The organism is Streptomyces sp. SID3343 (assembly GCF_009865215.1).
Lineage (GTDB): Bacteria > Actinomycetota > Actinomycetes > Streptomycetales > Streptomycetaceae > Embleya.
Map to the genome: position 1 here is coordinate 1 of NZ_WWJX01001298.1, position 23,193 is coordinate 23,193.

The following is a 23,193-nucleotide window of genomic DNA, read 5'->3' on the forward strand; positions in this document are numbered from 1 at the left end:
CGCCTGTGCCGCCCGTACGGCCCGTACCGCCCGTACCGCCCGCGCCGGCCGTACCGGGTGTGTCGCGTGCGGCTGCCGGTGTCGTGGGGGGCACCGGGGATTGCTGCTGTTGGTACCAGTCGGCGGGTACCGGCTTGGTGGGGGCGTCGAACCGACCGGGCGGTGGATCGGCCGCGTTCTGTTGCCATGAAGCGTCGAGGAAATGTGCTCCGTCTGGTGTACCTCCCTCGTCGGGCTGTGGATCACTGCCCGCTGCGTGTCTCACCGGTGAAGCCTCCTCGTAGTGAGCCTGGATCCTCTCCTGGATCACGCGAACCGGACGCACCGGGGTTGTCCGTGCGGATGTGGGATACGCCACTGCAACCGGCGCGGATGTGGATCGGGGCCGGCGTACGGTCGGTATCGGAGGCGACCCGCGTAACCTGGGAAGCTTGCCGCAACCAATAGGGCGCAAGCAGAAGGGGGACGAGGGTGAGCACGCAGAGCCTCGCGGGAGGTCTCGTCGACGGTTTCGGCCGCATGGCGACCGACCTGCGCGTTTCGTTGACGGACCGCTGCAATCTGCGGTGCACCTACTGCATGCCCGAGGAAGGGCTCGACTGGTTGGCCAAGCCGGAGTTGCTGACCGGCGAGGAGATCTCCCGGCTGGTGCGCATCGCGGTGACCCGGCTGGGCGTGACCGAGGTCCGCTTTACCGGCGGTGAACCGCTCCTGCGCCGCGAGATCCTCGACATCGTGTCCGAGGCCGCCGCGCTCGACCCGCGCCCGACGCTGTCGGTGACGACCAACGGGATCGGGCTGGCCCGGATCGCCGGTGCGCTCGTGACGGCCGGGCTCGACCGGGTCAACGTCTCCCTGGACACCCTGGACCCGGTGCGTTTCAAGGCGATGACCCGACGCGACCGGCACGCGGACGTGCTCGCCGGGCTGGCCGCGGCGGTGGACGCGGGACTGGGGCCGGTCAAGGTCAACACCGTGCTGATGCGCGGCGTGAACGACGACGAGGCCCCAGCGCTGCTCGCGTGGTGCCTGGAGCGCGGCTACGAGTTGCGGTTCATCGAGCAGATGCCGCTCGACGCGCAGCACGGCTGGGATCGCGCGGAGATGATCACGGCCGGCGAGATCCTGGAATCCCTGCGCGCGGAGTTTCGGCTCGACGCCGAGGACGCCCGAGGCAGCAATCCGGCCGAGCGCTGGCTCGTCGACGGCGGCCCGGGCACGGTGGGCGTGATCGCATCGGTGACCAGGCCGTTCTGCGGCGCGTGCGACCGTACGCGGCTCACTGCCGACGGTCAGATCCGCAACTGCCTTTTCGCGCGCGAGGAATCCGACCTGCGGTCCGCCCTGCGCGGCGGCGCGGGCGACGCCGAGATCGCGGAGCGGTGGCGCGCGGCGATGCGCACGAAGAAGGCCGGCGCGGGAATCGACGCCCCCACGTTCCTCCAGCCGGACCGGCCGATGTCGGCGATCGGCGGCTGAACGCCTTCATGGCGCTTCGAGTGCGCCGCGTGATCGCGCCCTGATCGCCGGCTGAGCAGGCGACGGGGCATCGAGCGCGGCCGGTTCCACGCGCCGGAGCGTCGACATGGTCGCGGTACGACCCGAAAGCGGAATCCCCGATTCCGGCTGTCGGTGCCCGCCCCGGATGTGGGTCACGGTGGGTGGTCGGTCGGGCCACGCCGACCCGACGGATGAAGACGCGTGGTCAGGAATCCTCGCCGGGCGCACGGCCGGCGGGCGCTTGCGTGGTGTGTGGGTCGTGCCAGTCGGCGAAGGCGACGGTGTCCTTGAGAAAACCGCGGATCGCCAGGAACTGCGACAGGTGCTCACGGTGTTCGTCGCACGCGAGCCAGGTCTTACGCCGCTCCGGGGTGTGCAGCTTCGGGTTGTTCCACGCCAACACCCAGCGCGCGTCGGCGCGACAGCCCTTCGCCGAGCAGATCGGACGGACGGGGTCGGCGGGTGTCGGGAACATGCGTCCCAGTGTCGCAGACGAGGCGGCCGTCTCGGCCGGGGCGGTTGTCTGACGCGGCGTCAGTCACCAACCGGAGCGCTGCTCTCAGTAAGCAACGGACCGGTGCAGAAACCGGTCACGCGTCGACATGTCCGGCGGCGAAACGACCCCGGACACGGGCGATGCCGGGCAGCCACGGGGGGAGCCGCCCGGCATCGCGTCGGTCGCTCCGACGGGGGATACGGAGCACGTTTCGAAGTATGGCACGTCCTGCTTGCGGTTGAAGCACCAACCCGCGTAGCGCTTCCCGCTAATTTTTCGTCGGCTGCGGAGGGGTGCTTGCCGGCTCGCCCCTACGGCCCCGGTCGGCACCGTCGCTGTCACCGTGCGTATCCGAATTCGTGTGCGAGGAACGGGTGATGGGCGTGTCGGGGTCCGCGGCGCAACGCTCGGCGGAACCCTTCGGCACGTCCTCGGTGGAGTCCTTGGGCAAGCCTTCGGAGGGGTCCTTCGGGAAGCCCTCGGCGGAGTCCTTCGGGAAGCCGTCGGCGGAGTCCTTGGGGAAGCCTTCGCGAAAGCCCTTCGAAGTGTCGTCGGGAGAGGGCCCGCCGAAGGGCGCGGAGGGCGTCGTCCACGAGTCCTCCGCGTGGGTGCGCACCGTCGCGCGCTCGGCGCTCGTGAGGACCGCGCCCGGCGGCGGCTCGATCGCCTTCGGCGGGAGCGGCGGCACGACCTGGGCCGCGATCGGCGTGTTGGACGTGGGCTCACGACCGGCGTTGGCCAAAACCACCGCGATGTACGGCAGGAACAGCGCGCCCGCGATCAGGATCCAACGCCACGGCGAGGGGGTGAACACCGCCGAGACGAAGCACACGGTACGGATCGACATCGAGATGACATATCTGCGCTGACGCCCCGCCACGTCCTCCGTGAGGCCCTTGCGCGCACCGCTGATCTCGTACACCGAGCTCTTGGCGTTCTTCACCGATCCCACCGTTTCCGACCATGCGCCCACAGATTCGTCCGGCCATTCACGGTACGCCCGCGCGGACGCCGCGCCGAGACCGGGGGCCGGGACCTTTGCCGCAAACTGACCCACCCGGCGCAACGACGCTCGGGCCGGCCCGGATCAGGCCGGTCGCTCCAGATAGGTCGGCGGTACGGCGGGAACCAACCACACCCCGTTGTCGGAGCGGCGGAACCGGTGGCCGTCGTCGGCCATCCGCCCGGCGTGCACGACGAACACGACGGGCCGACCCCGCCGCCCGCCGACCCGGCGCGCGGTCTCGACGTCGACGGACAGGTGCACGTCGTGGCGACTCATCGGCCGCAGGCCCTCGACCAAAATCGCGGCCTCGGCCTTGACGTTCGTACCGTGGTACAACACGGCCGGCGGCGCCTGGACGACCAGGCCCAGGTCCACCGCGACGGTGTGGCCCTGGCTCGCCCGGATCCGGGTGCCGTCGGCGGAGAAGGCGAACCGCCGCTTGTCGTTCTCGGCGACGACCCGGTCCAACTGCCCCCGGGTGAGCCTGAAGTTGCGCGCGTTGCAGGCCGCGAGCAGGGCGTCGACGTCGACCCAGCCGGCGTCGTCGAGGGTGATGCCGAGGCGCTCGGGCTGATGCCGGAGGGCTCGGGACAGATATTTCGAGGTTTTGACAATGTCCATAACCCCTCGACGAAAGCACGAAATCCCGTACGGGGACAGCGATTTTCGGCGAGTGAGTGGGCGGACGGGGCGGTCCGCAGACAAACGCCGGACGGGCTGACGTCAGCCCGTCCGGCGTTTGAGGACAGCGGGCCTCAGGCCGGCCGCCGATGCTCGGGCGGTTCGTCCTACATGGCCTGACTCTGCGACGACATATTGAAATCCGCGACCCGCAAAGGCGGCATCGCCGCGCGGGTGAACCAGTCGCCCCACTCGCGCGGATACGTGCGCTCGGTGCGCCCGACCTCGACGGCGCGGCCGAGGACATCCACCGGCGACTCGTTGAAGCGGTAGTTGTTGACCGCGCCGACCACCTCGCCGCCCTCGACGAGATACACACCGTCCCGGGTCAGCCCGGTGAGCAGCAGCGTCTGCGGGTCCACCTCGCGGATGTACCACAGGCACGTCAACAGCAGACCGCGCTCGGTCGAGGCGACCATCTCCGGCAGCGACGGGCCGTCGGGCGCGCCGTCCATGATCAGGTTGTCGATCTCCGGCGCCACCGGCAGCCCGGTCAGGGCGGCCGTGTGGCGGTTGGTCAGGAGCGAACTCAGCACACCGTCGGTGATCCAGTTCGTCCGGTCCAGGCCGAGCCCGTTGTCGAACACCGACGCCGCGTCGCCGGAGGAGTGCGCGATGGTGAACGGCGCGCTCTCCAGGCCCGGGTAGCGCGGGTCGCTGTACATCGTCAACGGCAACTCGGTGAGCCGCTCGCCCAGTCGGGTGCCGCCACCCGGCTTGCTGAAGACCGTACGGCCCTCCTGCGCGTCGCGGGCGCTGCACTGCCAGTACATGTACACCAGCAGGTCGGCGACCGCCGTGGGCGGCAGCAGGGTCTCGTAGCGCCCCGCCGGGAGGTCGACCGTACGGGCCGCCCAGGCCAGCCGCTGCGCGAGATCGGCGTCGAGCGCCGCCAGGTCCACGTCACGGAAGTCGCGGGTCGGTACGCCTGCCCACGCGGAGCGGGTCAGGTCGTCCGACTTGGCGTTCAACTCGACGTGTCCGGTGGGCTGATCGTGCCGCAGGCGCAGACCTGCGGACGTGCCCACGTAGGTCGAGGTCAACTGGTGCGACGCGAACCCGTACAGCAACCGGTCGCCGCCCCGGGCCCGCCCGAACGCCTGACCGAGCGCGGGCGCGAAGTCCTCGAACACGCCGATCGAGGTCTGCGCGGGCGCCTCGTCGAAACCCCCGTCCGGGCCGCCGGTGGGCCCCAGGAGGGGCTGGGCGTCCTCGGCCGGCCCGGCGGCGTCCCGGGCGGCCGCCTCGGCGGCCCGTACCAGGCTCTCCAGCTGATCGAGGGTCACGCCGCTGCGCGAGACGGTCCCCGACGCCGTGCCCTCGGCGCCCGCCACCGTCGCCACGACGGTGACCCGCCGGCCGCGCGTCTCGCCGTTGGTGGTCAGCGCGTTGCCGGCCCAGCGCAGGTTCGCGGCCGAGGTCTCCTCGGCGATCACCACACACCCGTCGGCCTTCGAGAGCGCGAGCGCCCGCTCGACCGTCTCGCCGGGCCGCGTCACCACGGTCTGCCTGCTCATCGACCCGCTCATCGACCCGCCTCCTGAACCGTGTTGAGGACCTTCACACCGCGAAACAGCGCGGAGGGACAGCCGTGGCTGACCGCCGCGACCTGCCCGGGCTGCGCCTTCCCGCAGTTGAAGGCACCGCCGAGAACGTAGGTCCCCGGGCCGCCGACGGCCTCCATCGAGCCCCAGAAGTCGGTCGTGGTCGCCTGGTACGCGAAGTCCTTGACCTGTCCGACGATGCGGCCGTCCTCGATGAGGTAGGCGCGCTGGCCGGTGAACTGGAAGTTGTAGCGCTGCATGTCGATCGACCACGACTTGTCGCCGACGATGTAGAGGCCGCGGTGCACCCGGCCGATCAGCTCGGCCGTGGTCAGGTCGTCCGAGCCCGGTTGCAGCGACACGTTGGCCATCCGCTGCACCGGCACGTGCCCGGGGGAGTCCGCGTAGGCGCAGCCGTTGGAGCGGCCCAGGCCCTGCATGAGGGCCATCCGCCGGTCGAGTTGGTAGCCGGTCAGCACGCCGTCGGTGACCAGGTCCCACGTCTGCGTCGCGACGCCCTCGTCGTCGAAGCCGATCGTGGCCAGGCCGTGCCGCACGGTGCGGTCACCGGTGACGTGCATGACCGGCGAGCCGTACTGAAGCTTGTTCAGCTTGTCGAACGTCGCGAACGAGGTCCCCGCGTAGGCGGCCTCGTAGCCGAGCGCGCGGTCGAGTTCGGTCGCGTGTCCGATCGACTCGTGGATGGTCAGCCACAGGTTGCTCGGGTCGATCACCAGGTCGTACTCGCCGGCCTCGACGGTCGGCGCCGCGAGCCGCTCGCGCAGCAGCTCCGGAAGCGAGGCCAACTCCTCGTCCCAGTCCCAACCTTCACCCGTGACGTACTCCCAGCCGCGGCCCACCGGTGGCGCGATCGTGCGCATGGTCTCGTACGCGCCGGACTCGCGGTCGACCGCGATCACGGTCAGCGCCGGGTGCATGCGTACGCGTTGCTGGGTGGTGGTGGTGCCCGCGGTGTCCGCGTAGAACTTGTTCTCCTGGACCACCATGCACGTCGCGTCCACGTGGTCCACGCCGTCGGCGGCGAGCAGTTCACGGCTCCAGCGCGCGAGCAGCCCGATGCGTTCGGCCTCGGGGACGTCGAACGGGTTGATCTTGTATGCCGAGATCCAGGTCTCGTCCGCGTGTACCGGCTCCTCGGCCAGCGCGACGGTCTCGCCCCGACCGGCGCCCGCGGCCACGCTCACCGAGCGCGACACCCGGGCGACCGCGACGGCCTGTTCGGCGATGTGCGCCGCCGCCTCGGGGGTCAGGTCCACGCCGGCCGCGAAGCCCCACGCGCCGTCGTGCACGACCCGTACGGCGAAGCCCACGTCGGTGACGTCGACCGAGGACTCGGTGCGCGCGTCGCGCAGCCGGAAGGACGCGTCTCGTACGCGCTCGAAGCGGAAGTCCGCGTGTTCGGCGCCCAGTTCCCTGGCCCGGGACAGGGCCGCGTCGGCCAGCTCCCGCAGGGGATAAGCGAGGAACGTCGGATCGATCTCGTTGGGCACCCATTCCTCCATACGTTCGGCCTGTCGGCTCGCGTCGTTCAGTCAACCAGACGGCGTGTCGACGGCGTTCCGGCCGCACCCGTGCGGTGTCCTCCGGCGGGCGGTCGTGCGCTTTCCGATCGGACGGGTCCTGCGCGCGGGGGAGGGGCGTGAAACCTGTGCGGGGGAGGCCGGCCGGATCTCGCGGGTGGGGATGCGGTGGGGCGTGGGCGTGGGAGTGGGAGTGGCGGAGGTGGGTGGGGGTTCGCGTGCGGGGCGGCTCGGGGGTGGTGCCCGTCGTGGTGCTCGTCGTGGTGCCCGTCGTGCGGTTCGTGGTGTTGCTCGTCGGTTCTTGTCGGGTTCCCACAACGATCACCGCAGGCACGCTGTCCCGGACCGATTCCCCTTACCCCGGGGTAGCCCGATAGCGTCATCGTGACGCAAGCCGACGGCCCCACCCGGGGGCCGGACGACGACGAAGGAGTGATCCGTTGAGCCGGTCCGTACTGGTCACGGGAGGAAACCGGGGCATCGGCCTGGCCATCGCGCGGGCCTTCGCCGCCGACGGCGACAAGGTCGCGATCACGTACCGCTCGGGCGAACCCCCGGAGGGGCTGCTCGGGGTGCGCTGCGACATCACCGAAGGCGAGCAGGTCGAGCAGGCGTTCAAGGAGATCGAGGCCGCGCACGGCCCGGTCGAGGTGCTGATCGCCAACGCCGGCATCACGCGCGACACGCTGCTGCTGCGGATGAGCGAAGAGGACTTCACCAGCGTCCTCGACACCAACCTCACGGGCACGTTCCGCGTGGTCAAGCGGGCGAGCAAGGGCATGCTGCGAGCCCGCAAGGGTCGCATCGTGCTGATCTCGTCGGTGGTCGGGCTGCTCGGCTCGGCGGGGCAGGCCAACTACGCGGCCTCCAAGGCCGGCCTGGTCGGCTTCGCCCGCTCGATCGCGCGTGAGCTGGGCTCGCGCAACATCACCACCAACGTCGTCGCGCCCGGCTTCGTCGACACCGCGATGACCGAGGTGCTCGGCGACGAGCGCAAGGCGGAGATCCTCAAGCAGGTCCCGCTGGGTCGTTACGCCGACGTGGACGAGGTCGCCGGAGTCGTGAAGTTCCTGACCTCCGACGCCGCGTCGTACATCACCGGAGCCGTCATCCCTGTGGACGGCGGACTTGGAATGGGGCACTGAATTCATGGGCGACCTGCTTGCGGGCAAGCGCATTCTCGTCACCGGCGTCATCACCGACGCCTCGATCGGCTTCCACGTCGCGAAGCGGGCCCAGGAGGAGGGCGCCGAGGTCGTACTGACCGGATTCGGCCGGCTCTCGCTGGTCAACCGCATCGCGAACCGGCTGCCGAAGCCGGCCCCGGTGATCGAGCTGGATGTCCAGAATCCCGAACACCTCGCGTCGCTCGCCGGCAGCGTGCGTGAGCACGTGGACGGCCTCGACGGCGTCGTGCACTCGATCGCGTTCGGTCCCAAGGACGCCCTGGGCGGCAACTTCCTCAACACCGAGTGGGACGACGTGGCCACGGCGGTGCACGTCTCGGCCTACTCGCTGAAGTCGCTCACGATGGCGTGCCTGCCGCTGATGGGCGAGAACGGCGGCTCGATCGTCGGCCTCGACTTCGACGCACAGGTGACGTGGCCGGGATACGACTGGATGGGCGTCGCGAAGGGCGCGCTGGAGTCGACCTCGCGCTACCTGGCCAGGTACCTGGGCGAGAAGAACATCAGGGTCAACCTGATCTCCTCCGGCCCGGTCAAGACGATGGCCGCGAACAGCATCCCGGGCTTCGAGAAGTTCGAGGGCGTCTGGAACGAGAAGGCCCCCCTGGGCTGGGACCTGCGCGACGCGGACCCGGCGGCGCGGGGCGTGTGCGCGCTGCTGTCGGACTGGTTCCCGAAGACCACGGGCGAGGTCGTCCACGTCGACGGGGGTTTGCACGCAATGGGTGCGTGACCGCGTGACCGCGTGACCGCGCTTTGCGCGGCCACTCCTCTGTTGCCGCGCTGCGCGCGGTGGCGGCTCCGCCGCCGGCGGCCTCCGGCCGCTCTCCTCGCAGGCTCGTCGATCACTGGTCGACGATCGATCAGTGGGCGCTGACGCGCCAGGGGGTGGCCGAGTGGACGTCGCGAGGGAGTCGCCGGGTGGGCTCGGCTGCTTGTCGGGCCTGCGAGTGCGGGCAGCGGCGCGGGATCTTGTGGTCGCGGTGCCCGGGCGGGCATGTCGTAAGGGGCTTCCGCCGTGCGCGGTGCCAAGGCGGCCGGGGCGCCGGTGGGGTGACCGGGGCCGCGCGGTGGCAGGCCCGTTGGCTCACGGCGGGGGCTCAGCGCACTTCGATGATGGTCACGGTGACGTGGGTTTCCTCGATCTGGAATGTGGCCTCGTACAGCTCGAAGAACCCCGAGATCCTGATGTTCTTGGAGCGGGTGGGGTTGCCGACGTGCCAGGGATCGGAGGCCAGGGAACGGGTCAAGGAGGCGTACGCGGACTGTCCTTCGGCACTCAACGACTTGATCTTTTGCTGGACTTGCCAGAGCGATTGGACGCGGTAGCTCACGTGTCCTCCTGATCGGGTGGGGGCCAGGCGGTGACGGTGTCGACGGGCAGGCCCGCGTTCAAACGCGCGATGATCTCGGCGTTACGGTCGGCGTCGGGGCTGCGGCGCAGCCACATCTCTCCCTGCCACTGGGCCAAGACGTGGGCCAGCTGGGAAAGGTCACCGAGGTCGTCCGCGACCTTGAGTGCGTGCCGGTACTCGTCGTCGAACTCCGCGCGCAGGTCGTCCGGGAGTTCGGCGCGGATCTCGCCCGGGTCCGGATGGCGCGGCCCGCCGGTGTGGATCGTGACGTCCGGCGTGTGGGGGGTCTGCTCGTCCATGGGCCCAGCGTGGCAGCGCGGCCGTCTTGATCGGAAGCGAGTGTGTGCGGTGTCGTGATCGCGCTGCATCAGGTGCGGGTGGCCGGCACAGAGTGGGGTGATCCGGGCTTGAGCGGGCGGTGGCCGTGCCCCCCGGCGTGAGCGACGCCCAATGCACTGTGTGCGCGGGCGGTCAGGCTTGGGCGGGCCGGCCGTCGAGTTCGAGGATCATGGCGTTGTAGAACGGCGCGTTCTCCCACGGGTGCGACCGGCCGACGGTGCGGTAACCCCACGACGCGTACGCGGACTGTGCCGGGGCCGCCTCCGGTTCCGGGCGAACGGTGAGTGTCACCCGCTCGACGTGCAGGCCCTCCAAGAGCGCGGCGTGGAGAGCGGCGGCGATACCTCGACGGCGCCACTGCTCACGAACGGCAAGTTCGAGAATGACCCACGTGCGATTGCCGTCCTCGCGCGTGAAGTCGTCCGCGAGGACCCGGTCGACGTTGGCCCACCATCGGGTGTCGCGCGGGAGCAGGTATCCGTACGTGAAGCCGATGACGTCCTCGCCGTCGCGGGCGATGATCAGACGCATCCCCGGCCGCTGCGCGTGGAGAAGGTAGTGGTCGATGAACTGGGCCACGTCGGAGGGACCTTCGCTTACGGCGGTTCGGCGTAGACCTCCTCGTAGGCCGGCATGAAGGTGTCGAGCCGTTCTGCGGCCTGCCGGCCCTCGTATCGCTCGTACGTCGCCTTGGACATCACGCTGCCCTCTTCGTCTCAGGCGTGGGCGAGTTGCCAGTCTCGGGCGCGATGGTCGAGATGGGTGGCCGCGCCGACGCCTCGGCGCTCGAAGGCCTGGAGTTGCCGGCGAATGCCTGTCACTTGTTTCGCGGCCTGGTCGGAATTGATGCCTTCGAAGTAGTCGAGGGCGCGGCCCCAAGTCGAACAGGCTTGTTCGAGGTGGCCCTGTGCGGCCTGCTCCCTGCCCAGGTCGGACAGCGAGAGCGCGGTAACACGGGCTTTGCCGGCGACTCGGTCGAACGTGGAGGCGGCTGTGGTGTAGTGCCGTTCGGCGTTCGCGTGATCTCGGAGGCTGACGAGGGTCTTCGCGGCGTTGGTGGCGACGTTGGCGGTGTTCCGCGACGTCCACACCGAGGCCCAGAACGGCAGTTCCTCGGTGCTCTCGTTCTTTCGGAGCACGAGGTCTTGGGCGCGACGAATCTCGGCGGCGGCTTCGGGTCCACGTCCCGCGAGAGCAAGGGCTCGGGCTCGGGTGATGACGAACAGGGAGAGGTATCCCGGTGAGACTCGGCCTTCGGTGAGGGAAAGAGCGGCGTCGGCCAGGTCGAGGGTGTGCTCCGGTCGGGAGATGCCCATCGCGCTGTTCGCCTGTGTTCGCAGGATCCACGCTTCGTGGGCAGGGTGGTCGGATTCGCGTGCGAGGGCGACGGCTTGGAGGTAGTAGCGCTGTGCGAGCCCGTGCTCGCCGGCGTCGTACGCCTTCCATCCGCACAGGTAGGTCACGGCAGCGGCGGTGCCGAGCGCGTCGTTGCGGTCGGTCTCGGTGGCGAAGCGGCCGCGGGTGAGGTCGGCGACGTCGGATCGGAGGTACTGGACCACTGCGGTTCGGCCATGTTGGCCGCCCTGTCGTTCGTCGATGCGGGTGAACGCCTGGAGCATGGCGCGAACGGCGGCGATGTCGGCTGCGCCGACGTGTCCGCCGGCGGTGGTGGCAGCGCGCAGGCAGGCTTCTGCGGCTTGCGCTGTGCCCAGGGGAAGTGCTGCTGCGGCGACGCTGTACGCGGCTGCGGTAATGATCTGTCGGCGGTTGATGTCGGCCTCCCCGAGTCGCCGTACGATGTCGATTGGATCGGGCCCAACGCTCGTCCCAAGCGCAGCGCCGGCCCGGTCCGCTCGATGTTCAGGGTCGGTCCAGCCGAGATCGACCGGCGTGATGTGCCGGCCGAGGCGTCGGGACAACGCTTCGGCGATGTACCCGGCTGTGCCCGGTGCGGGCGGTCGTCCGGCGGCCCAGTGGGTAACCGCGGAGGAGTTCGTCCGCAGGATCGTGCCCGACTCGGCCGCTGTGCGGCGGATGTCGGCGGCGAGCTGATCGTAGGTCAGGCAGGCCTCTTTGACGGCGTCGCAGAGCGCTTCGTTCCGTGTGCGCGTGTCTTTCACGCTGTGTGCACCCTCCCGAGCAGGGCGTTAAGCGGCGTAAGTAGATCGGTCCTGGATCCGTGCTGTCGCTCCCACGGTAGCTCCGGTTGCATTGCGTGACATCACGCAATGGGCAGAAATGCCGCTTGGGGGTATCCATGAACGACCGCACGGCGGCGAATTCGCCGAAGTTTCCCGCACCGTCCTATCTGGTTAGTGCGGTTCCGTCGCCCGATCCGGCCCGGCCGATCCGGCTCCGGATCGATCACGGCCTGCCCGGGGCCCGGGACATCGATCTGTCTCTCGTACAGGGGTGGGACCTGCACGGCGATCTCGGCGCCCAGTTGGCGCAGCACCCCGCGCCCGACCTGTCGGGTCGTAAGGCGTGATGAGCGACCGTCAGCCGGACCCGCGCCCGTGCCCACTCATGCCAGGAGACACGATGCCGCACGTCCCGAAGAGGGCCCAGCCCGTCGACCCTCCGTCTCGTTCGGCCCGGCTCGACCGGGGCCGCCGCGCCGGGCTCATCCTGAAGACCGCCACCGACAAGGCGCGTATCCACGCGCTGGTCGAGTTCGGGGAATGGCTCGTGTTGGCCGCCCCTTCGCGAGGTCAGGCCCACACGGAGTGGTACCAGGCCGGTGCCGCGTGGTTGCGCCCCGGCCACCTGTGGACGGCGGTGACTGTCCCGGCCCACCTGATCCACGCGGCCGTCGATCGGCCGAGCCCGCAGGAGTGCGCGCCGCTGCTCGCGCGGGCGTTGGACGGCGGGCCACTGTTCTACCGGCCGCCGGGGGCCGGTCGTGGGCCGGCGTACACGGCGCTGCTCCGGGTGAGCGAGGGGCGGCTGTGGGAGGAGCCGGGCACACGAGCCTGCTCTCCTCGCGCGATGGTCCTGGTGCCCGCGCCCGGTGTGTGCGCGCCGGCCGGTGACGAGCGCCCGTGGTGGGTCGTCCCCGGCGGCAAGTCGCGGTGGTGCTCGTCCGTGCCGCTTGCCGAACTCGTCGCGGCGGGTCGAACCGCGGGTGGTGGTCTGGGTGGTTAGGGCCGGCGGTGCGTTGGCGGCGAAACGGGCGACGACACCTGATACCCGGGAGCCGGCGGACCGTGGCGTCCGCCCGCTCGTGAGGAGCGACGACGGCATGGTGACCGAACCGGCGGCAGCGGACTCGGGGGGCCCGGCGTACACGTTGGCCCTCCCGAGGCGACCACAGTCCGCGCGCGACGCGCGGGAGTTGATGGCGTCCGCGCTCTCGGCGTGGGACCTGACGGACGACGACGGACAGGTTGGCGTCATCGTCTCCGAGCTGGTGTCGAACACCGTCCGGCACGCCACCGAGGCGACGGTCTGGGTGAGCGTGCGCCGGATGGGACCGAGCACGGTGCGAATCGGCGTGGCGGACCGATCGGACCGGATGCCGATCGCCCGGAGCGAGGACCTGTCGGCCGTGCACGGGCGAGGGCTGGTGCTCGTCGATTCCCTCTCCGAAGGCCGGTGGGGCGTGGACGTGCTGCCCGTCGGCAAGCGGGTGTGGGCCGAGGTCTCGGTGACGGAAGGGGGTCACTCGTGACGGTTCCGGTGGACTCGGTCATGTCGTGGCGGTGGGTCGGGCGCCCGGTCGTGTCGTGGGAGAGGGAAGGGCCCTTCTCCGGTTGCGCGGACGGTGGTTGCCCGACGTCGTCAGGGAACGGGTGCCGCGTGCATCGCAGTTGGGTGGTCGGTGTGTGTTGGCGGTGCGAGCAGGCCGAGGTGTCGGTGATGTGGCTCGGTCCGATCCACACCGACTACGACGGCGCCGCGCCGTTCTACGTGTGCGAGCCGTGCATCCGGCGCCTTGAGCAGATGACCCGGGCCTACCAGGACGCCCGCCCCGATGCGTAAACCACGGGCCAAGCGCCCCGAACGGCCGTGACGGGGAGCGGTCGGTTGGCGATCGTGCGGGCGAAGCCCGTCGTGCCGGGAGGCGGTGTGCGGATCCCCGCGTTCAGTCGGGCGTGCTCACCGGGACCGCGAACGAACCGGGGAACGGCTCGTCCGTCGTCGGGTCCGGGATCGGGACCGTCGTGCCGGTGCGTGCGGCTTCGGCGGTGGCGTGGGCGGTCAGGACGATCCGCAGGGCGTCGCGCAGGTCGCCGGGGTGTCGGTCGCGTCCGGTGATCATGTCGCGGAAGGCTTCGTGTTCGGCGACCAGGGGTTCCTTCTTGGGGGTGGCGTATCGGGTGACGTCGCCCTCGGTGACGCCTCGGAAGGCGCTGAGGGCCTCCCATTCGTGCGGGGTTCGGCCGTTGGCCCAGTAGGTGAGGTCGGCGGTGAGGGTGTCGGCGACGAGGCATCCGTGGTCGCCGGTGACGATGGTGGTGCGGCTCTTCATCGGTGAGATCCAATTGACCTGGTGGTGGGTGATGGTGCCGTCGTCGAGTTGGCCGAGAGCGGCGAGGAGGTCTTCGTGGGGGCGTCCGCTGCGGTGCGCGGTGCGGGCGGCGATCGAGGTGTACGGGTGGCCGGTGACCCACGCGGTGAGGTCGAGGTCGTGGGTGGCCAGGTCGTGGATGACGCCCACGTCGGTGATCCGGGCGGGGTAGGGGCCGGTGCGTCGGGTGCCGACCTCGAAGACGTCGCCCAGTTGGCCGTCCTCCAGGCGGGTGCGGAGCGCGATGAGCGCGGGGTTGAAGCGTTCGATGTAGCCGACGCGGGCCGGCACTCCGGCCGTGTGGAACGCGTCGACGATGCGGCGGGCCGCGCGGGGGGTCGCGGCGAGCGGCTTCTCGACGAGGGTCGGGATGCCGCCGGCGGCGAGTCGGACCGCGAGGGCTTCGTGCAGGAGCGTGGGGCAGGCCAGGACCGCGTAGTCGATACCCAGGTTCGTGAGGGCGTCGAGGTCCGCGAAGAGGGGGATGCCCTCGGCGGCGCGGTGGAGGTCGCCGGCGGGGTCGACGGCCGCGACGAGGTCGACGCCATCGAGCCGGCGGAGCACGCGGGCGTGCAGGCGGCCCATGCGTCCGAGGCCGACGACGGCGACGCGCAGGGTGTGCTCGGTCATGTCGTGGCCTTCTTTCCGCGGGCCAGGGCGGTGACGGCGCCGGCGATGCGGTCGAGATCGGATTCGCTCAGGTGGGGGTGGACGGGCAGGGACAGGACCTCGGCGGCGGCGCGGTCGGTGTGCGGGAGGTCGAGGGCGTCCCGGTAGGCGGGCGAGCGGTGAAGGGGGACGGGGTAGTGGACCGCGTTGCCGATCCCGAGCGCGGACAGCGCCCTGGCGAACTCGTCGCGGGATAGGGCCGCTTCGCGCACGCGGATGGTGTATTGGTGGCGGACGTGTCGCGCGCCGGGCGCGGTCCACGCGGTGATGACGCCGGGGACGTCGGCGAGGGCGGCGTCGAGGCGGTCCGCGTTGCGGCGGCGGATCGTCGTCCGCTCGTCCAGGCGGCGGAGTTGGCTGCGGGCGATGGCGGCGTTGACGTCGCTCATGCGGGCGTTGGTGCCCACGCGTTCGTGCCGGTAGCGCTCCTGTGCGCCGTGGTTGCGCAGCAGCCGCAGGGCGCCGGCGAGTTCGGGGCCGGCGGTGGCGACGAGGCCGCCCTCGACGGCCTGCATGTTCTTGGTCGGGTAGAAACTGAACGCGGCGGCGTCGCCGAAGCCGCCGACGGGGCGTCCGTCGAGGGCGGCGTCGTGGGCCTGGGCGGCGTCTTCGACCAAGGCCAGGCCGTGTCGGCGCGCGAGCGGCACCAGGTCGTGCATGGCGGCGGGGTGTCCGTACAGGTGGACGGGCAGCAGCGCGGCGGTACGTGGCCCGACCGCGGCCGCCGCGGCGGCGGCATCGAGGCAGAAGGTGCGGGGGTCGATGTCGGCGAAGACGCAGGCGGCGCCGGTCAGGCGTACGGCCGCGGCGGTGCCGGCGAACGTGAACGCGGGCAGGACGACCTCGTTGCCCGGGCCGATGCCCAGCGCGAGGAGGCTGAGCCACAGCGCGGAGGTGCCGGAGTTGACGGCGACGCATTCGCGGCCGTCGACCAGGGCGGCGAACTCGGTCTCGAAGGCTGCGACTTCGGGGCCCTGGACGAGCCGGCCGCTCCGCAGGACGCGTAGGGCGGCGGTGATGTCCGCCTCGTCCGGCGTCGCGTGGGCGAGCGGGATGGGAGAGGTCACGTGGGTGGTCCCTTCCGTGTCGGCGCCGGCCGGCACGGGAAACCCGGTGCGCGGTCAGCTTCTGTGTGTCGCGGGATCCGATCCGTGGTGCAGGTAGGCGGTGGTGCCGTTGATCAGCGCGTTCGCGCAGGCCCGCAGGCGGCGGGCCATGTGGGGTGCCATCAGGACGTCCCACTCGGCCGGTTCGGCGAGGTGCCAGGCCATGAGTTCACCGGCCGCGAGGTGGACGCGCGTCTCGGCGTCGGCTCGGGTGAGGGTGCCGCCGTCGAAGAGGTAGTTCGCCAGCGCGGGCCGACCGTCGGGTTGCGGGGGGACCCAGTCGACGACCAGGAGCCGGCCGGGGGCCAGGTCGAGGCCGAGTTCCTCCTTGATTTCGCGGTGCGCGGTGTCCCACGGGTATTCGCCGGCGTCCATGGCGCCGCCGGGGATCTCCCATCGGCCGTCGCCGTAGGAGGGTTCGACGAGCAGGATCCGCCCGGTCTCGTCGTGGAGGATCGTGCCGGCGCCGCCGATGTGCTTGGGCAGGGTCGCGTAGTACTCGGCGGGGGGAAGGGGATGGCTCATGCCGCGTGAGGTTAGCGCCGTGCCGCCGCCCGTTCGCGGCGGCACGGGCGCTTGCGACAGGGGTGTGACAAAACGGTGCGATCATCACCCGGCCGGGTGGTCCTCGATCAGGGTGTCGTCCTGGATCCGGTGGGAGCGTGGGCAGGCGGGGCATCGCAGGGACGCGTCCAGGGTTCGGCCGCAGCGGCACACCCAGCCGCATCGGCGGGCGGGGTTGCCCGCGACCAGGGCGTGGGCGGGGACGTCGCGCACGACGACCGCGCCGACCGCGACCAAGGCGTGATCGCCGACGCGGACCCCGGGCGCGAGGACGGCGCCGGCGCCGATGGTGGCGCCTTGGCCGACGGTGACGGGCGCCCGGGTGAAGTCGGACGCGGTCTTGCGGTGCCCGTCCGGGGTGGTGGCCCGTGGGGCGGGGTCCTCCAGCAGGAGGGCGCCGGGGCAGATCATCGCCTCGTCGCCCACACCGACACCGGGAACGTCCGGGCCGCACTCGACACCCTCCACCGGGCCCGCAAGACCGCCCCGGAACAGACCCGCTTCCACCCCATGGTCCGCGAGACCGCCCGCGTCCTCATCAGCCTGCACCGCAGATCCAACCCCGACCTGACCCGCCTCGCCACGTGGCTCGGGCTCACTCCCTGAACCGAACCGCGGTCGGGGCAACTCCCCGCCTCCCGGCGTCAGGTCGAGTGGGTCACCCTCGTGGTGATCGCGGCCGGCGACGGTTGTGTTCGTCGTTCTCGGCGGTCAGACGGATATGCCGGTTGGATCGAGGCGCATCAGTGCAGGTCAGCGATTCCGTTGTTTTTCGGCGAGAACTACTGGGACCCCATCTCGTGATCGACGCGCGCACCACCGTGCCCTCCTGCGGTGGCGCGCGCGTCCCGCACGGCAGCCGGCCGACCGGTGTGAGGGGAGAGAACGGGCCGAACGGGCCGATGGGGACAGCTTTCCCGAGGTGAGAGCGTTGGCGCCGGTCGGATGGGGGCACCGCGGCGGGTAGGCCGGCGGAGCGCGATCGAAAGTGGCGGGCCGCCGGCCCGGGGCCTCGGTTACGAGTAGTCGTAGAAGCCCTTGCCGCTCTTGCGGCCGAGGTCGCCCGCGGTGACCATCCGGTTCAACAGCTCCGGGGGCGCGAACTTCTCGTCCTTGCTCTCCTCGTAGATGTTGCTCGTCGCGTTGCGCATGATGTCCACGCCGGTGAGGTCGGCCGTGGCCAACGGCCCCATCGCGTGGCCGAAGCCCAGTCGGCACGCGATGTCGATGTCCTCGGCGGTCGCGACGCCGGCCTCGTACAGCTTCACGGCCTCGACCGTGAGCGCGGTGATCAGTCGGGTGGTGACGAAGCCGGCGACGTCGCGGTTGACCACGATGCACGTCTTGCCCATCGCCTCGGCCAACTCGCGCGCGGACGCGAGCGCCTCGTCGGAGGTCTTGAAACCGCGTACCAGTTCGCACAGGCTCATCAACGGCACCGGCGAGAAGAAGTGCATGCCCACGACCGACTCGGGCCGCCCGGTCACGGCCGCGATCTGCGTGATCGGGATCGCCGACGTGTTGGACGCGAGGATCGCGCCGGGCTTGCAGATCCGGTCCAGGTCGCGGAAGACGTCCTGCTTGATCTCGATCTTCTCGAACACGGCCTCGACGACGATGTCGGCGTCGGCGACCGCGTCGAGGTCGGTCGTCGTGGTGAGCCGACCCAGCGCGGCGGTCGCGTCCTCGGCGCTCAGTTTCCCCTTGGCGGTGAACTTGTCGTAGGAGGCGGTGATTCCGCTCAGCCCACGAGTCAGGGCGGCGTCGGTGACGTCGCGCAGGACGACGTCGTAGCCGGCCTGCGCGGCGACCTGGGCGATGCCCGATCCCATGAGCCCGGCTCCGATGACGGCGATCTTCTTGGTCACAGCGCTACCTTCCGGTACAAACGACGGTTGCCCGGGAGCGTAGCCGTACCCGTCGGTAGCCTGGACGAGCGCCCACCTGACGGACCGTCAGAAACGCGAGGTACTCTCCGGCTCCGGTTCCCGAACGATCTTCGCGCCGAGTGACTGGAGTTGTACCTCAAGGCCCGTGTAGCCCCGGTCGATGTGGTGTACCCCGCTCACCGTGGTGTCCCCGTCGGCGACCAGGCCCGCGAGCACCAGGCCGGCCCCGGCCCTGATGTCGGCGGTCAACACCGGCGCGCCGGAGAGCTGTTCGACCCCGCGCACGATCGCGTGATGCCCGTCGGTACGAATCGACGCGCCGAGCCTGAGCAGTTCCTGAAGGAACACGAACCGCGCTTCGAACAGGTTCTCGGTGATCATCGCCGAGCCCTCGGCGATCGAGTTCATCGCGGCGAAAAACGGCTGCATGTCGGTCGCGAAACCGGGATACGGCAACGTCACGACGTCCACGGCCTTGGGCCGCCGGTCCATCACGACTCGGAAGCCGTCGCGCACCGTGGACACGCTCGCCCCGGCAAGGGTGAGCTTGTCGAGCGCGATCTCCAGGTGCTCGGGGTGCGCGTTGCGCACGGTCACGTCGCCGAGCGTCATCGCGGCGGCGACCGCGAACGTGCACGCCACGATCCGGTCCGGCACGGTGCGGTGGCGCACGGGCTTGAGCCCGTCCACCCCTTCGATCTCCAGGGTCGACGAACCCGCGCCCTCGATCTTCGCGCCCATCTCGGTGAGCATCGAGCAGATGTCGACGATCTCCGGTTCACGAGCCGCGTTGTCGATCACCGTCCTGCCCTGCGCGAGCACGGCGGCCATCAGGATGTTCTCGGTGGCCCCCACGCTCGGGAAGTCCAGCCACACGGTCGTCCCGCGCAACCCGTGCGGAGCCTTCGCGATCAACACCCCGTGCGAGTTCTCCACGGTGGCACCGAGCTTGACCAACCCCTCGATGTGCATGTCGAGTCCACGCGACCCGATCGCGTCCCCACCGGGATACGCCACATGCACCTCACCGCACCGCGCGAGCAACGGCCCGAGCACACAGATCGACGCCCGCATGCTGCGCACGAGGTCGTAGTCCGCCTCGAACCGGGGCGCCGCGGGGACGTCGATGCGCACGGTGCCGGTCGTCTCCCCCTCGACCTCGCACCCGAGCCGCCGCAGCAACTCGCTCATGATCTCCACGTCGAGGATCCGAGGCGCGTCCTCCAGCACCGTCGTGCCCTCCGCGAGAAGCGCGGCAGCCATCAATTTGAGCGCGCTGTTCTTCGCACCCGTGATCCGCACCTCGCCGGCGAGCCGCTGACCACCTGTCACTCGGAACCTGTCCATCAGGTGATCGTACTGATTCCCGGACGGGTTCACGGACGCCGCCGAACACCCGCCAAGCGCGGCGCTAATCTTCGAGGATGGTCAATCTCACCAGGATTTACACGCGTACCGGAGACGACGGTACGACCGCGCTCGGTGACATGTCGCGTACCTCGAAGACCGACCCTCGGCTCGCGGCCTACGCCGACGTCGACGAGACCAATGCGGTGATCGGGGTCGCGCTGTCGCTCGGCAACCTCGACGGCGATGTCGTCAAGCTGCTGACCCGCATCCAGAACGACCTGTTCGACCTCGGGGCGGATCTGTCCACCCCGATCGTCGAGAACCCCGCCCATCCCCCACTGCGCGTCGAGCAGAGCTACATCGACGCCTTGGAGACGGCGTGCGACGAGTACAACGAGAACCTCGACAAGCTCCGCAGCTTCATCCTCAACGGCGGCACCCCGGGCGCGGCCCTGCTGCACCAGGCCCGCACCGTCGCCCGCCGCGCGGAGCGCACCACGTGGGCCGCCCTCGAGGTACACGGCGACTCGATGAACCCGTTGACGGTCAAATACCTGAACCGCCTGTCCGACCTGCTCTTCATCCTGGCCCGCCACGCCAACCGCGAAATCGGCGACGTCCTGTGGGTCCCAGGCGCCAACCGCTGAAGCACCGCGGTGGCCTCGAACGCCGGCCGGGCTGGATGGATCAGTCCGGCCGGCGCCTGAGGCCACGCCGACCCGCCATCACGCCACGTTGACCCGCTGCCCCGGAGGCGCGGCCTCCAACCAGGCCAGGAACCCCGTGAGCGCATCGTCGCTGAGCGCCAACTCGATCCGCGCGTCGGCGTGTTCGCAGACCAGGATCACCGCCCCCGCCAACAGCGCCAGCTCTTCCTGCCCGGCCGGCTCCCGCCGCCCGATCACCTGAATGCGCCCACGCTGCAACACCCGACGCGGCCGCGGCGAATAGCTGAAGACCCGGAACCACTCGATCCGGTCCCCGCTGTACCGGGCGATCCCGAAGACCCAGCCCTTGCCGTGATCCGGATCCCCGTCGGCGCCACCCGCGACATCCGCACCGGAGGAACCGGAAGAGCCGGAACCACCGGGCCCCGAGCCCGAGTCGCCAGACGACACCGCGGCGCCCCCCGAATCGTGCCCGGGTGACGCCGCGGAATTCTCACCGGCTTCGGGGTCCACCGTCACCGGTGGCCGCATCCGAAGCGAACAATCGAACGTACCCCCCGGTCGCTGGATCAGCCGTCGCCGCAACGCGAACGCAGCGACACCGGCCACCAAGACGACGACAACGGCCAGAACCACACTCAGCACTACGAGGACCATCCCGATCGACCTCCTCGTTCGCGCGTAGAGCAGTGGTCCCGGCCGTGAATCGGTCCGGGCTCGGGTGCGACCAGTACCGGGGCACTGGGACCGCTGCGCGGCCTAGGACCGCTGAGTGGCCATGAGACGGGTCTGGGCGCGGCGCTCGGCGCTCGCGTCCTTCGCCGACTCGGCGCGCTCGAGTGCCCGCTCCGCCCTGGCGACGTCGATTTCGTCGGCCAGTTCGGTGATCTCCGCGAGCAGGGAGAGGTTGTTGTCCGCGAACGAGATGAACCCGCCGTGGACGGCGGCGATGACGACCGACCCGTCGGCCTGACGGATGGTCACCGGACCGGATTCCAGTACACCGAGAACGGGCTGGTGACCGGCCTGGATGCCGATGTCGCCGTCCGCGGTGCGTGCGATGACGATGGTGGCCTCGCCGGACCACACCTTGCGGTCGGCCGCGACCAGCTCGACGTGCAGCTCAGCCAACGTGGCTCCTCATGTCGGGTCGAAGACGCGCGGGTCTTCGCCTCCGCCCTCACGGGACGGGTGGGGTTCAAGGATAGTGGCCCGGGAGGGCCTGGCTCCAACCGACTCCGTGGCCGGCGGTTTCGGTCCGTGAAGTTGCCGGACCGGGAACCGACACGAGGGGCGGGCCCGTTCGGGACCGCCCCTCGTCGATCAGGCGATCGTCAGCCCTTGTTGAGCTCGGCGATCTTCTTCTCGAGGTCGTCCAGACCACCGAGCATGAAGAAGGCCTGCTCCGGGGCGTGGTCGTACTTGCCGTCGGCGATCGCGTTGAACGCCTCGATGGTCTCGGACAGCGAGACGTCCGAACCGTCGAGCCCCGTGAACTGCTTCGCCACGTGGGTGTTCTGCGACAGGAACCGCTCGATACGTCGCGCGCGGTGCACGGTGAGCTTGTCCTCTTCGGACAGCTCGTCCATACCCAGAATCGCGATGATGTCCTTGAGGTCCTTGTACTTCTGCAGGATGTTCTTGACTCGCATCGCGCAGTCGTAGTGGTCCTGCGCGACGTAGCGCGGGTCCAGGATCCGGGACGTCGAGTCCAGCGGGTCCACCGCCGGGTAGATGCCCAGCTCGGAAATCGGCCGCGAGAGCACGGTCAGCGCGTCGAGGTGCGCGAACGTGGTCGCCGGGGCCGGGTCGGTGAGGTCGTCCGCGGGGACGTAGATCGCCTGCATCGAGGTGATCGAGTGACCACGCGTCGAGGTGATGCGCTCCTGGAGGGTGCCCATCTCGTCGGCGAGCGTCGGCTGGTAACCCACCGCGGAGGGCATCCGGCCGAGCAGCGTCGACACCTCGGAACCGGCCTGGGTGAACCGGAAGATGTTGTCGATGAAGAGCAGCACGTCCTGCTTCTGCACATCGCGGAAGTACTCCGCCATGGTCAGGGCGGACAGGGCGACGCGAAGACGCGTGCCCGGCGGCTCGTCCATCTGACCGAAGACCAGGGCGGTCTGGTCGTAGACGCCCGCGTCCTTCATCTCCTCGATCAGGTCGTTGCCCTCACGGGTGCGCTCGCCGACACCGGCGAACACCGACACACCCTCGTGAAGCTTGGCGACACGAACGATCATCTCCTGGATGAGGACCGTCTTGCCGACGCCCGCACCACCGAAGAGGCCGATCTTGCCACCCTTGACGTACGGGGTGAGCAGGTCGATGACCTTGATGCCGGTCTCGAACATCTCGGTCTTGGAGTCGAGCTGGTCGAAGGCCGGGGCCTTGCGGTGGATCGGCCAGCGCTCGGTGACCTGGAAGGACGCGCGGTCCACGTCGAGGACCTCACCGAGGGCGTTGAACACGTGCCCCTTGGTGACGTCGCCCACGGGCACGGAGATCTGCGCGCCCGTGTCGGTGACGACGGCACCGCGAACGAGGCCGTCGGTGGGCTGCATCGAGATCGCGCGCACGATGCCGTCGGCAAGGTGCTGCTCGACCTCGAGGGTGAGGGTGGTCTTACCCTCGTCCTCGCCCTGGCCCGAGAGGTCCAGGTCGACGTGCAGGGCGTTGTACATCTCCGGCATCGCGTCGACGGGGAACTCCACGTCGACGACCGGGCCGATGACGCGGGCTACGCGGCCCGTGGCAGCGGCCGTCTCAACAGTGGCAGTCATGATTC

At 70.2% G+C, this 23,193-nt stretch carries 25 protein-coding genes and 2 pseudogenes; 8 read left to right on the forward strand and 19 right to left on the reverse strand.

Annotated features, from left to right (window positions below; genetic code table 11):
* Window positions 1–265 (reverse strand): annotated as a pseudogene (locus GT354_RS55080) (hypothetical protein); the annotation flags it as partial.
* Window positions 266–471: 206 nt separating this feature from the next.
* Here GT354_RS55080 and moaA point away from each other — a divergent pair.
* The gene (gene moaA, locus GT354_RS40465; RefSeq protein WP_346012396.1) at window positions 472–1,479 is read left to right on the forward strand and encodes a GTP 3',8-cyclase MoaA; all 1,008 of its coding nucleotides are present in this window, start codon (window positions 472–474) and stop codon (window positions 1,477–1,479) included.
* Between the two features lie 226 nt (window positions 1,480–1,705).
* On the opposite strand, the gene GT354_RS40470 is transcribed toward moaA, so the two are convergent.
* From GT354_RS40470 to GT354_RS40490, 5 genes are all read right to left on the reverse strand, one after another.
* Window positions 1,706–1,975, reverse strand: a complete 270-nt coding sequence (locus GT354_RS40470) for a hypothetical protein (RefSeq protein ID WP_161361516.1) — start codon at window positions 1,973–1,975, stop codon at window positions 1,706–1,708.
* 289 nt (window positions 1,976–2,264) lie between these two features.
* Window positions 2,265–2,939, reverse strand: a complete 675-nt coding sequence (locus GT354_RS53020) for a DUF3099 domain-containing protein (RefSeq protein ID WP_346012397.1) — start codon at window positions 2,937–2,939, stop codon at window positions 2,265–2,267.
* 144 nt (window positions 2,940–3,083) lie between these two features.
* Complete coding sequence (locus GT354_RS40480) at window positions 3,084–3,623, reverse strand: RNA 2'-phosphotransferase (RefSeq protein WP_161361518.1); 540 nt, start codon at window positions 3,621–3,623, stop codon at window positions 3,084–3,086.
* A 167-nt stretch (window positions 3,624–3,790) separates the two neighbouring features.
* Window positions 3,791–5,200: a metallopeptidase TldD-related protein gene (locus tag GT354_RS40485; protein WP_161361520.1), complete on the reverse strand. Its 1,410-nt coding sequence runs from the start codon at window positions 5,198–5,200 to the stop codon at window positions 3,791–3,793.
* Between the two features lie 8 nt (window positions 5,201–5,208).
* Window positions 5,209–6,738, reverse strand: a complete 1,530-nt coding sequence (locus tag GT354_RS40490) for a TldD/PmbA family protein (RefSeq protein ID WP_161361522.1) — start codon at window positions 6,736–6,738, stop codon at window positions 5,209–5,211.
* A 470-nt stretch (window positions 6,739–7,208) separates the two neighbouring features.
* Between GT354_RS40490 and fabG the strand changes: the two genes are divergently transcribed.
* Window positions 7,209–7,913 (forward strand): 3-oxoacyl-[acyl-carrier-protein] reductase, encoded by a 705-nt coding sequence (gene fabG / locus GT354_RS40495; protein WP_161361524.1) that lies wholly within the window; start codon window positions 7,209–7,211, stop codon window positions 7,911–7,913.
* 4 nt (window positions 7,914–7,917) lie between these two features.
* Window positions 7,918–8,688 carry an enoyl-ACP reductase FabI gene (gene fabI / locus GT354_RS40500; RefSeq protein ID WP_161361526.1) on the forward strand — a complete coding sequence of 257 codons (771 nt, stop codon included), beginning with the start codon at window positions 7,918–7,920 and terminating at the stop codon, window positions 8,686–8,688.
* A gap of 367 nt (window positions 8,689–9,055) precedes the next feature.
* Here fabI and GT354_RS40505 read toward each other — a convergent pair whose 3' ends face one another.
* The 4 genes and pseudogenes from GT354_RS40505 to GT354_RS40520 all read right to left on the reverse strand — a co-directional run bounded on the left by GT354_RS40505 (window position 9,056) and on the right by GT354_RS40520 (window position 11,769).
* Window positions 9,056–9,289 (reverse strand): hypothetical protein, encoded by a 234-nt coding sequence (locus GT354_RS40505; RefSeq protein ID WP_161361528.1) that lies wholly within the window; start codon window positions 9,287–9,289, stop codon window positions 9,056–9,058.
* A complete protein-coding gene (locus GT354_RS40510; protein WP_161361530.1) occupies window positions 9,286–9,609 on the reverse strand; it encodes a DUF6247 family protein in 324 nt (107 codons plus the stop codon). The genes GT354_RS40505 and GT354_RS40510 overlap by 4 nt, the downstream gene beginning before the upstream one ends.
* A 172-nt stretch (window positions 9,610–9,781) precedes the next feature.
* Window positions 9,782–10,347: pseudogene (locus GT354_RS40515) on the reverse strand (GNAT family N-acetyltransferase).
* 18 nt (window positions 10,348–10,365) lie between these two features.
* The gene (locus GT354_RS40520) at window positions 10,366–11,769 is read right to left on the reverse strand and encodes a hypothetical protein (RefSeq protein WP_161361532.1); all 1,404 of its coding nucleotides are present in this window, start codon (window positions 11,767–11,769) and stop codon (window positions 10,366–10,368) included.
* A gap of 137 nt (window positions 11,770–11,906) precedes the next feature.
* On the opposite strand from GT354_RS40520, the gene GT354_RS40525 reads away from it, so the two are divergent.
* The 4 genes from GT354_RS40525 (at window position 11,907) to GT354_RS40540 (ending at window position 13,630) form a co-directional block, all read left to right on the forward strand.
* On the forward strand, window positions 11,907–12,137 hold the full coding sequence (locus tag GT354_RS40525) for a hypothetical protein (RefSeq protein ID WP_161361534.1): 231 nt from the start codon (window positions 11,907–11,909) through the stop codon (window positions 12,135–12,137).
* A gap of 53 nt (window positions 12,138–12,190) precedes the next feature.
* A complete protein-coding gene (locus GT354_RS40530; protein ID WP_161361536.1) occupies window positions 12,191–12,793 on the forward strand; it encodes a hypothetical protein in 603 nt (200 codons plus the stop codon).
* 97 nt (window positions 12,794–12,890) lie between these two features.
* On the forward strand, window positions 12,891–13,319 hold the full coding sequence (locus tag GT354_RS40535) for an ATP-binding protein (RefSeq protein ID WP_202512842.1): 429 nt from the start codon (window positions 12,891–12,893) through the stop codon (window positions 13,317–13,319).
* A 128-nt stretch (window positions 13,320–13,447) separates the two neighbouring features.
* The gene (locus tag GT354_RS40540; protein ID WP_161361538.1) at window positions 13,448–13,630 is read left to right on the forward strand and encodes a hypothetical protein; all 183 of its coding nucleotides are present in this window, start codon (window positions 13,448–13,450) and stop codon (window positions 13,628–13,630) included.
* 103 nt (window positions 13,631–13,733) lie between these two features.
* Here GT354_RS40540 and GT354_RS40545 read toward each other — a convergent pair whose 3' ends face one another.
* The 6 genes from GT354_RS40545 to murA all read right to left on the reverse strand — a co-directional run bounded on the left by GT354_RS40545 (window position 13,734) and on the right by murA (window position 19,734).
* Window positions 13,734–14,789, reverse strand: a complete 1,056-nt coding sequence (locus GT354_RS40545; protein ID WP_161361540.1) for a Gfo/Idh/MocA family oxidoreductase — start codon at window positions 14,787–14,789, stop codon at window positions 13,734–13,736.
* Window positions 14,786–15,895: a DegT/DnrJ/EryC1/StrS aminotransferase family protein gene (locus GT354_RS40550; RefSeq protein WP_161361542.1), complete on the reverse strand. Its 1,110-nt coding sequence runs from the start codon at window positions 15,893–15,895 to the stop codon at window positions 14,786–14,788. The genes GT354_RS40545 and GT354_RS40550 overlap by 4 nt, the downstream gene beginning before the upstream one ends.
* 54 nt (window positions 15,896–15,949) lie before the next feature.
* Entirely contained in the window at window positions 15,950–16,459 is a 510-nt protein-coding gene (locus GT354_RS40555; RefSeq protein WP_161361544.1) for an NUDIX hydrolase, read from the reverse strand.
* Window positions 16,460–16,543: 84 nt separating this feature from the next.
* On the reverse strand, window positions 16,544–17,047 hold the full coding sequence (locus tag GT354_RS40560; protein ID WP_346012398.1) for an N-acetyltransferase: 504 nt from the start codon (window positions 17,045–17,047) through the stop codon (window positions 16,544–16,546).
* 467 nt (window positions 17,048–17,514) lie between these two features.
* Window positions 17,515–18,366: a 3-hydroxyacyl-CoA dehydrogenase family protein gene (locus GT354_RS40565; protein WP_161361546.1), complete on the reverse strand. Its 852-nt coding sequence runs from the start codon at window positions 18,364–18,366 to the stop codon at window positions 17,515–17,517.
* A gap of 87 nt (window positions 18,367–18,453) precedes the next feature.
* Window positions 18,454–19,734 carry a UDP-N-acetylglucosamine 1-carboxyvinyltransferase gene (gene murA / locus GT354_RS40570; protein WP_161361548.1) on the reverse strand — a complete coding sequence of 427 codons (1,281 nt, stop codon included), beginning with the start codon at window positions 19,732–19,734 and terminating at the stop codon, window positions 18,454–18,456.
* Between the two features lie 77 nt (window positions 19,735–19,811).
* On the opposite strand from murA, the gene GT354_RS40575 reads away from it, so the two are divergent.
* The gene (locus tag GT354_RS40575) at window positions 19,812–20,384 is read left to right on the forward strand and encodes a cob(I)yrinic acid a,c-diamide adenosyltransferase (protein ID WP_161361550.1); all 573 of its coding nucleotides are present in this window, start codon (window positions 19,812–19,814) and stop codon (window positions 20,382–20,384) included.
* 78 nt (window positions 20,385–20,462) lie between these two features.
* On the opposite strand, the gene GT354_RS55085 is transcribed toward GT354_RS40575, so the two are convergent.
* From GT354_RS55085 to atpD, 3 genes are all read right to left on the reverse strand, one after another.
* Entirely contained in the window at window positions 20,463–20,855 is a 393-nt protein-coding gene (locus GT354_RS55085) for a DUF2550 domain-containing protein (protein ID WP_346012399.1), read from the reverse strand.
* Between the two features lie 309 nt (window positions 20,856–21,164).
* On the reverse strand, window positions 21,165–21,536 hold the full coding sequence (locus GT354_RS40585) for a F0F1 ATP synthase subunit epsilon (protein ID WP_161361554.1): 372 nt from the start codon (window positions 21,534–21,536) through the stop codon (window positions 21,165–21,167).
* A 203-nt stretch (window positions 21,537–21,739) separates the two neighbouring features.
* Window positions 21,740–23,188 (reverse strand): F0F1 ATP synthase subunit beta, encoded by a 1,449-nt coding sequence (gene atpD, locus GT354_RS40590; RefSeq protein WP_161361556.1) that lies wholly within the window; start codon window positions 23,186–23,188, stop codon window positions 21,740–21,742.
* Between the last annotated feature and the right edge of the window lie 5 nt (window positions 23,189–23,193).

Bases quoted from the DNA above. Each gene is read 5' to 3' on its own strand.
- murA (WP_161361548.1), bottom strand. From the start codon at position 19,734: ATGGACAGGTTCCGAGTGACAGGTGGTCAGCGGCTCGCCGGCGAGGTG.
- GT354_RS40535 (WP_202512842.1), top strand. From the start codon at position 12,891: ATGGTGACCGAACCGGCGGCAGCGGACTCGGGGGGCCCGGCGTACACG.
- fabI (WP_161361526.1), top strand. From the start codon at position 7,918: ATGGGCGACCTGCTTGCGGGCAAGCGCATTCTCGTCACCGGCGTCATC.
- GT354_RS40545 (WP_161361540.1), bottom strand. From the start codon at position 14,789: ATGACCGAGCACACCCTGCGCGTCGCCGTCGTCGGCCTCGGACGCATG.
- GT354_RS40575 (WP_161361550.1), top strand. From the start codon at position 19,812: ATGGTCAATCTCACCAGGATTTACACGCGTACCGGAGACGACGGTACG.
- GT354_RS40530 (WP_161361536.1), top strand. From the start codon at position 12,191: ATGCCGCACGTCCCGAAGAGGGCCCAGCCCGTCGACCCTCCGTCTCGT.
- GT354_RS40470 (WP_161361516.1), bottom strand. From the start codon at position 1,975: ATGTTCCCGACACCCGCCGACCCCGTCCGTCCGATCTGCTCGGCGAAG.
- atpD (WP_161361556.1), bottom strand. From the start codon at position 23,188: ATGACTGCCACTGTTGAGACGGCCGCTGCCACGGGCCGCGTAGCCCGC.
- GT354_RS40480 (WP_161361518.1), bottom strand. From the start codon at position 3,623: ATGGACATTGTCAAAACCTCGAAATATCTGTCCCGAGCCCTCCGGCAT.
- GT354_RS40555 (WP_161361544.1), bottom strand. From the start codon at position 16,459: ATGAGCCATCCCCTTCCCCCCGCCGAGTACTACGCGACCCTGCCCAAG.
- GT354_RS40510 (WP_161361530.1), bottom strand. From the start codon at position 9,609: ATGGACGAGCAGACCCCCCACACGCCGGACGTCACGATCCACACCGGC.
- GT354_RS40525 (WP_161361534.1), top strand. From the start codon at position 11,907: ATGAACGACCGCACGGCGGCGAATTCGCCGAAGTTTCCCGCACCGTCC.
- GT354_RS40485 (WP_161361520.1), bottom strand. From the start codon at position 5,200: ATGAGCAGGCAGACCGTGGTGACGCGGCCCGGCGAGACGGTCGAGCGG.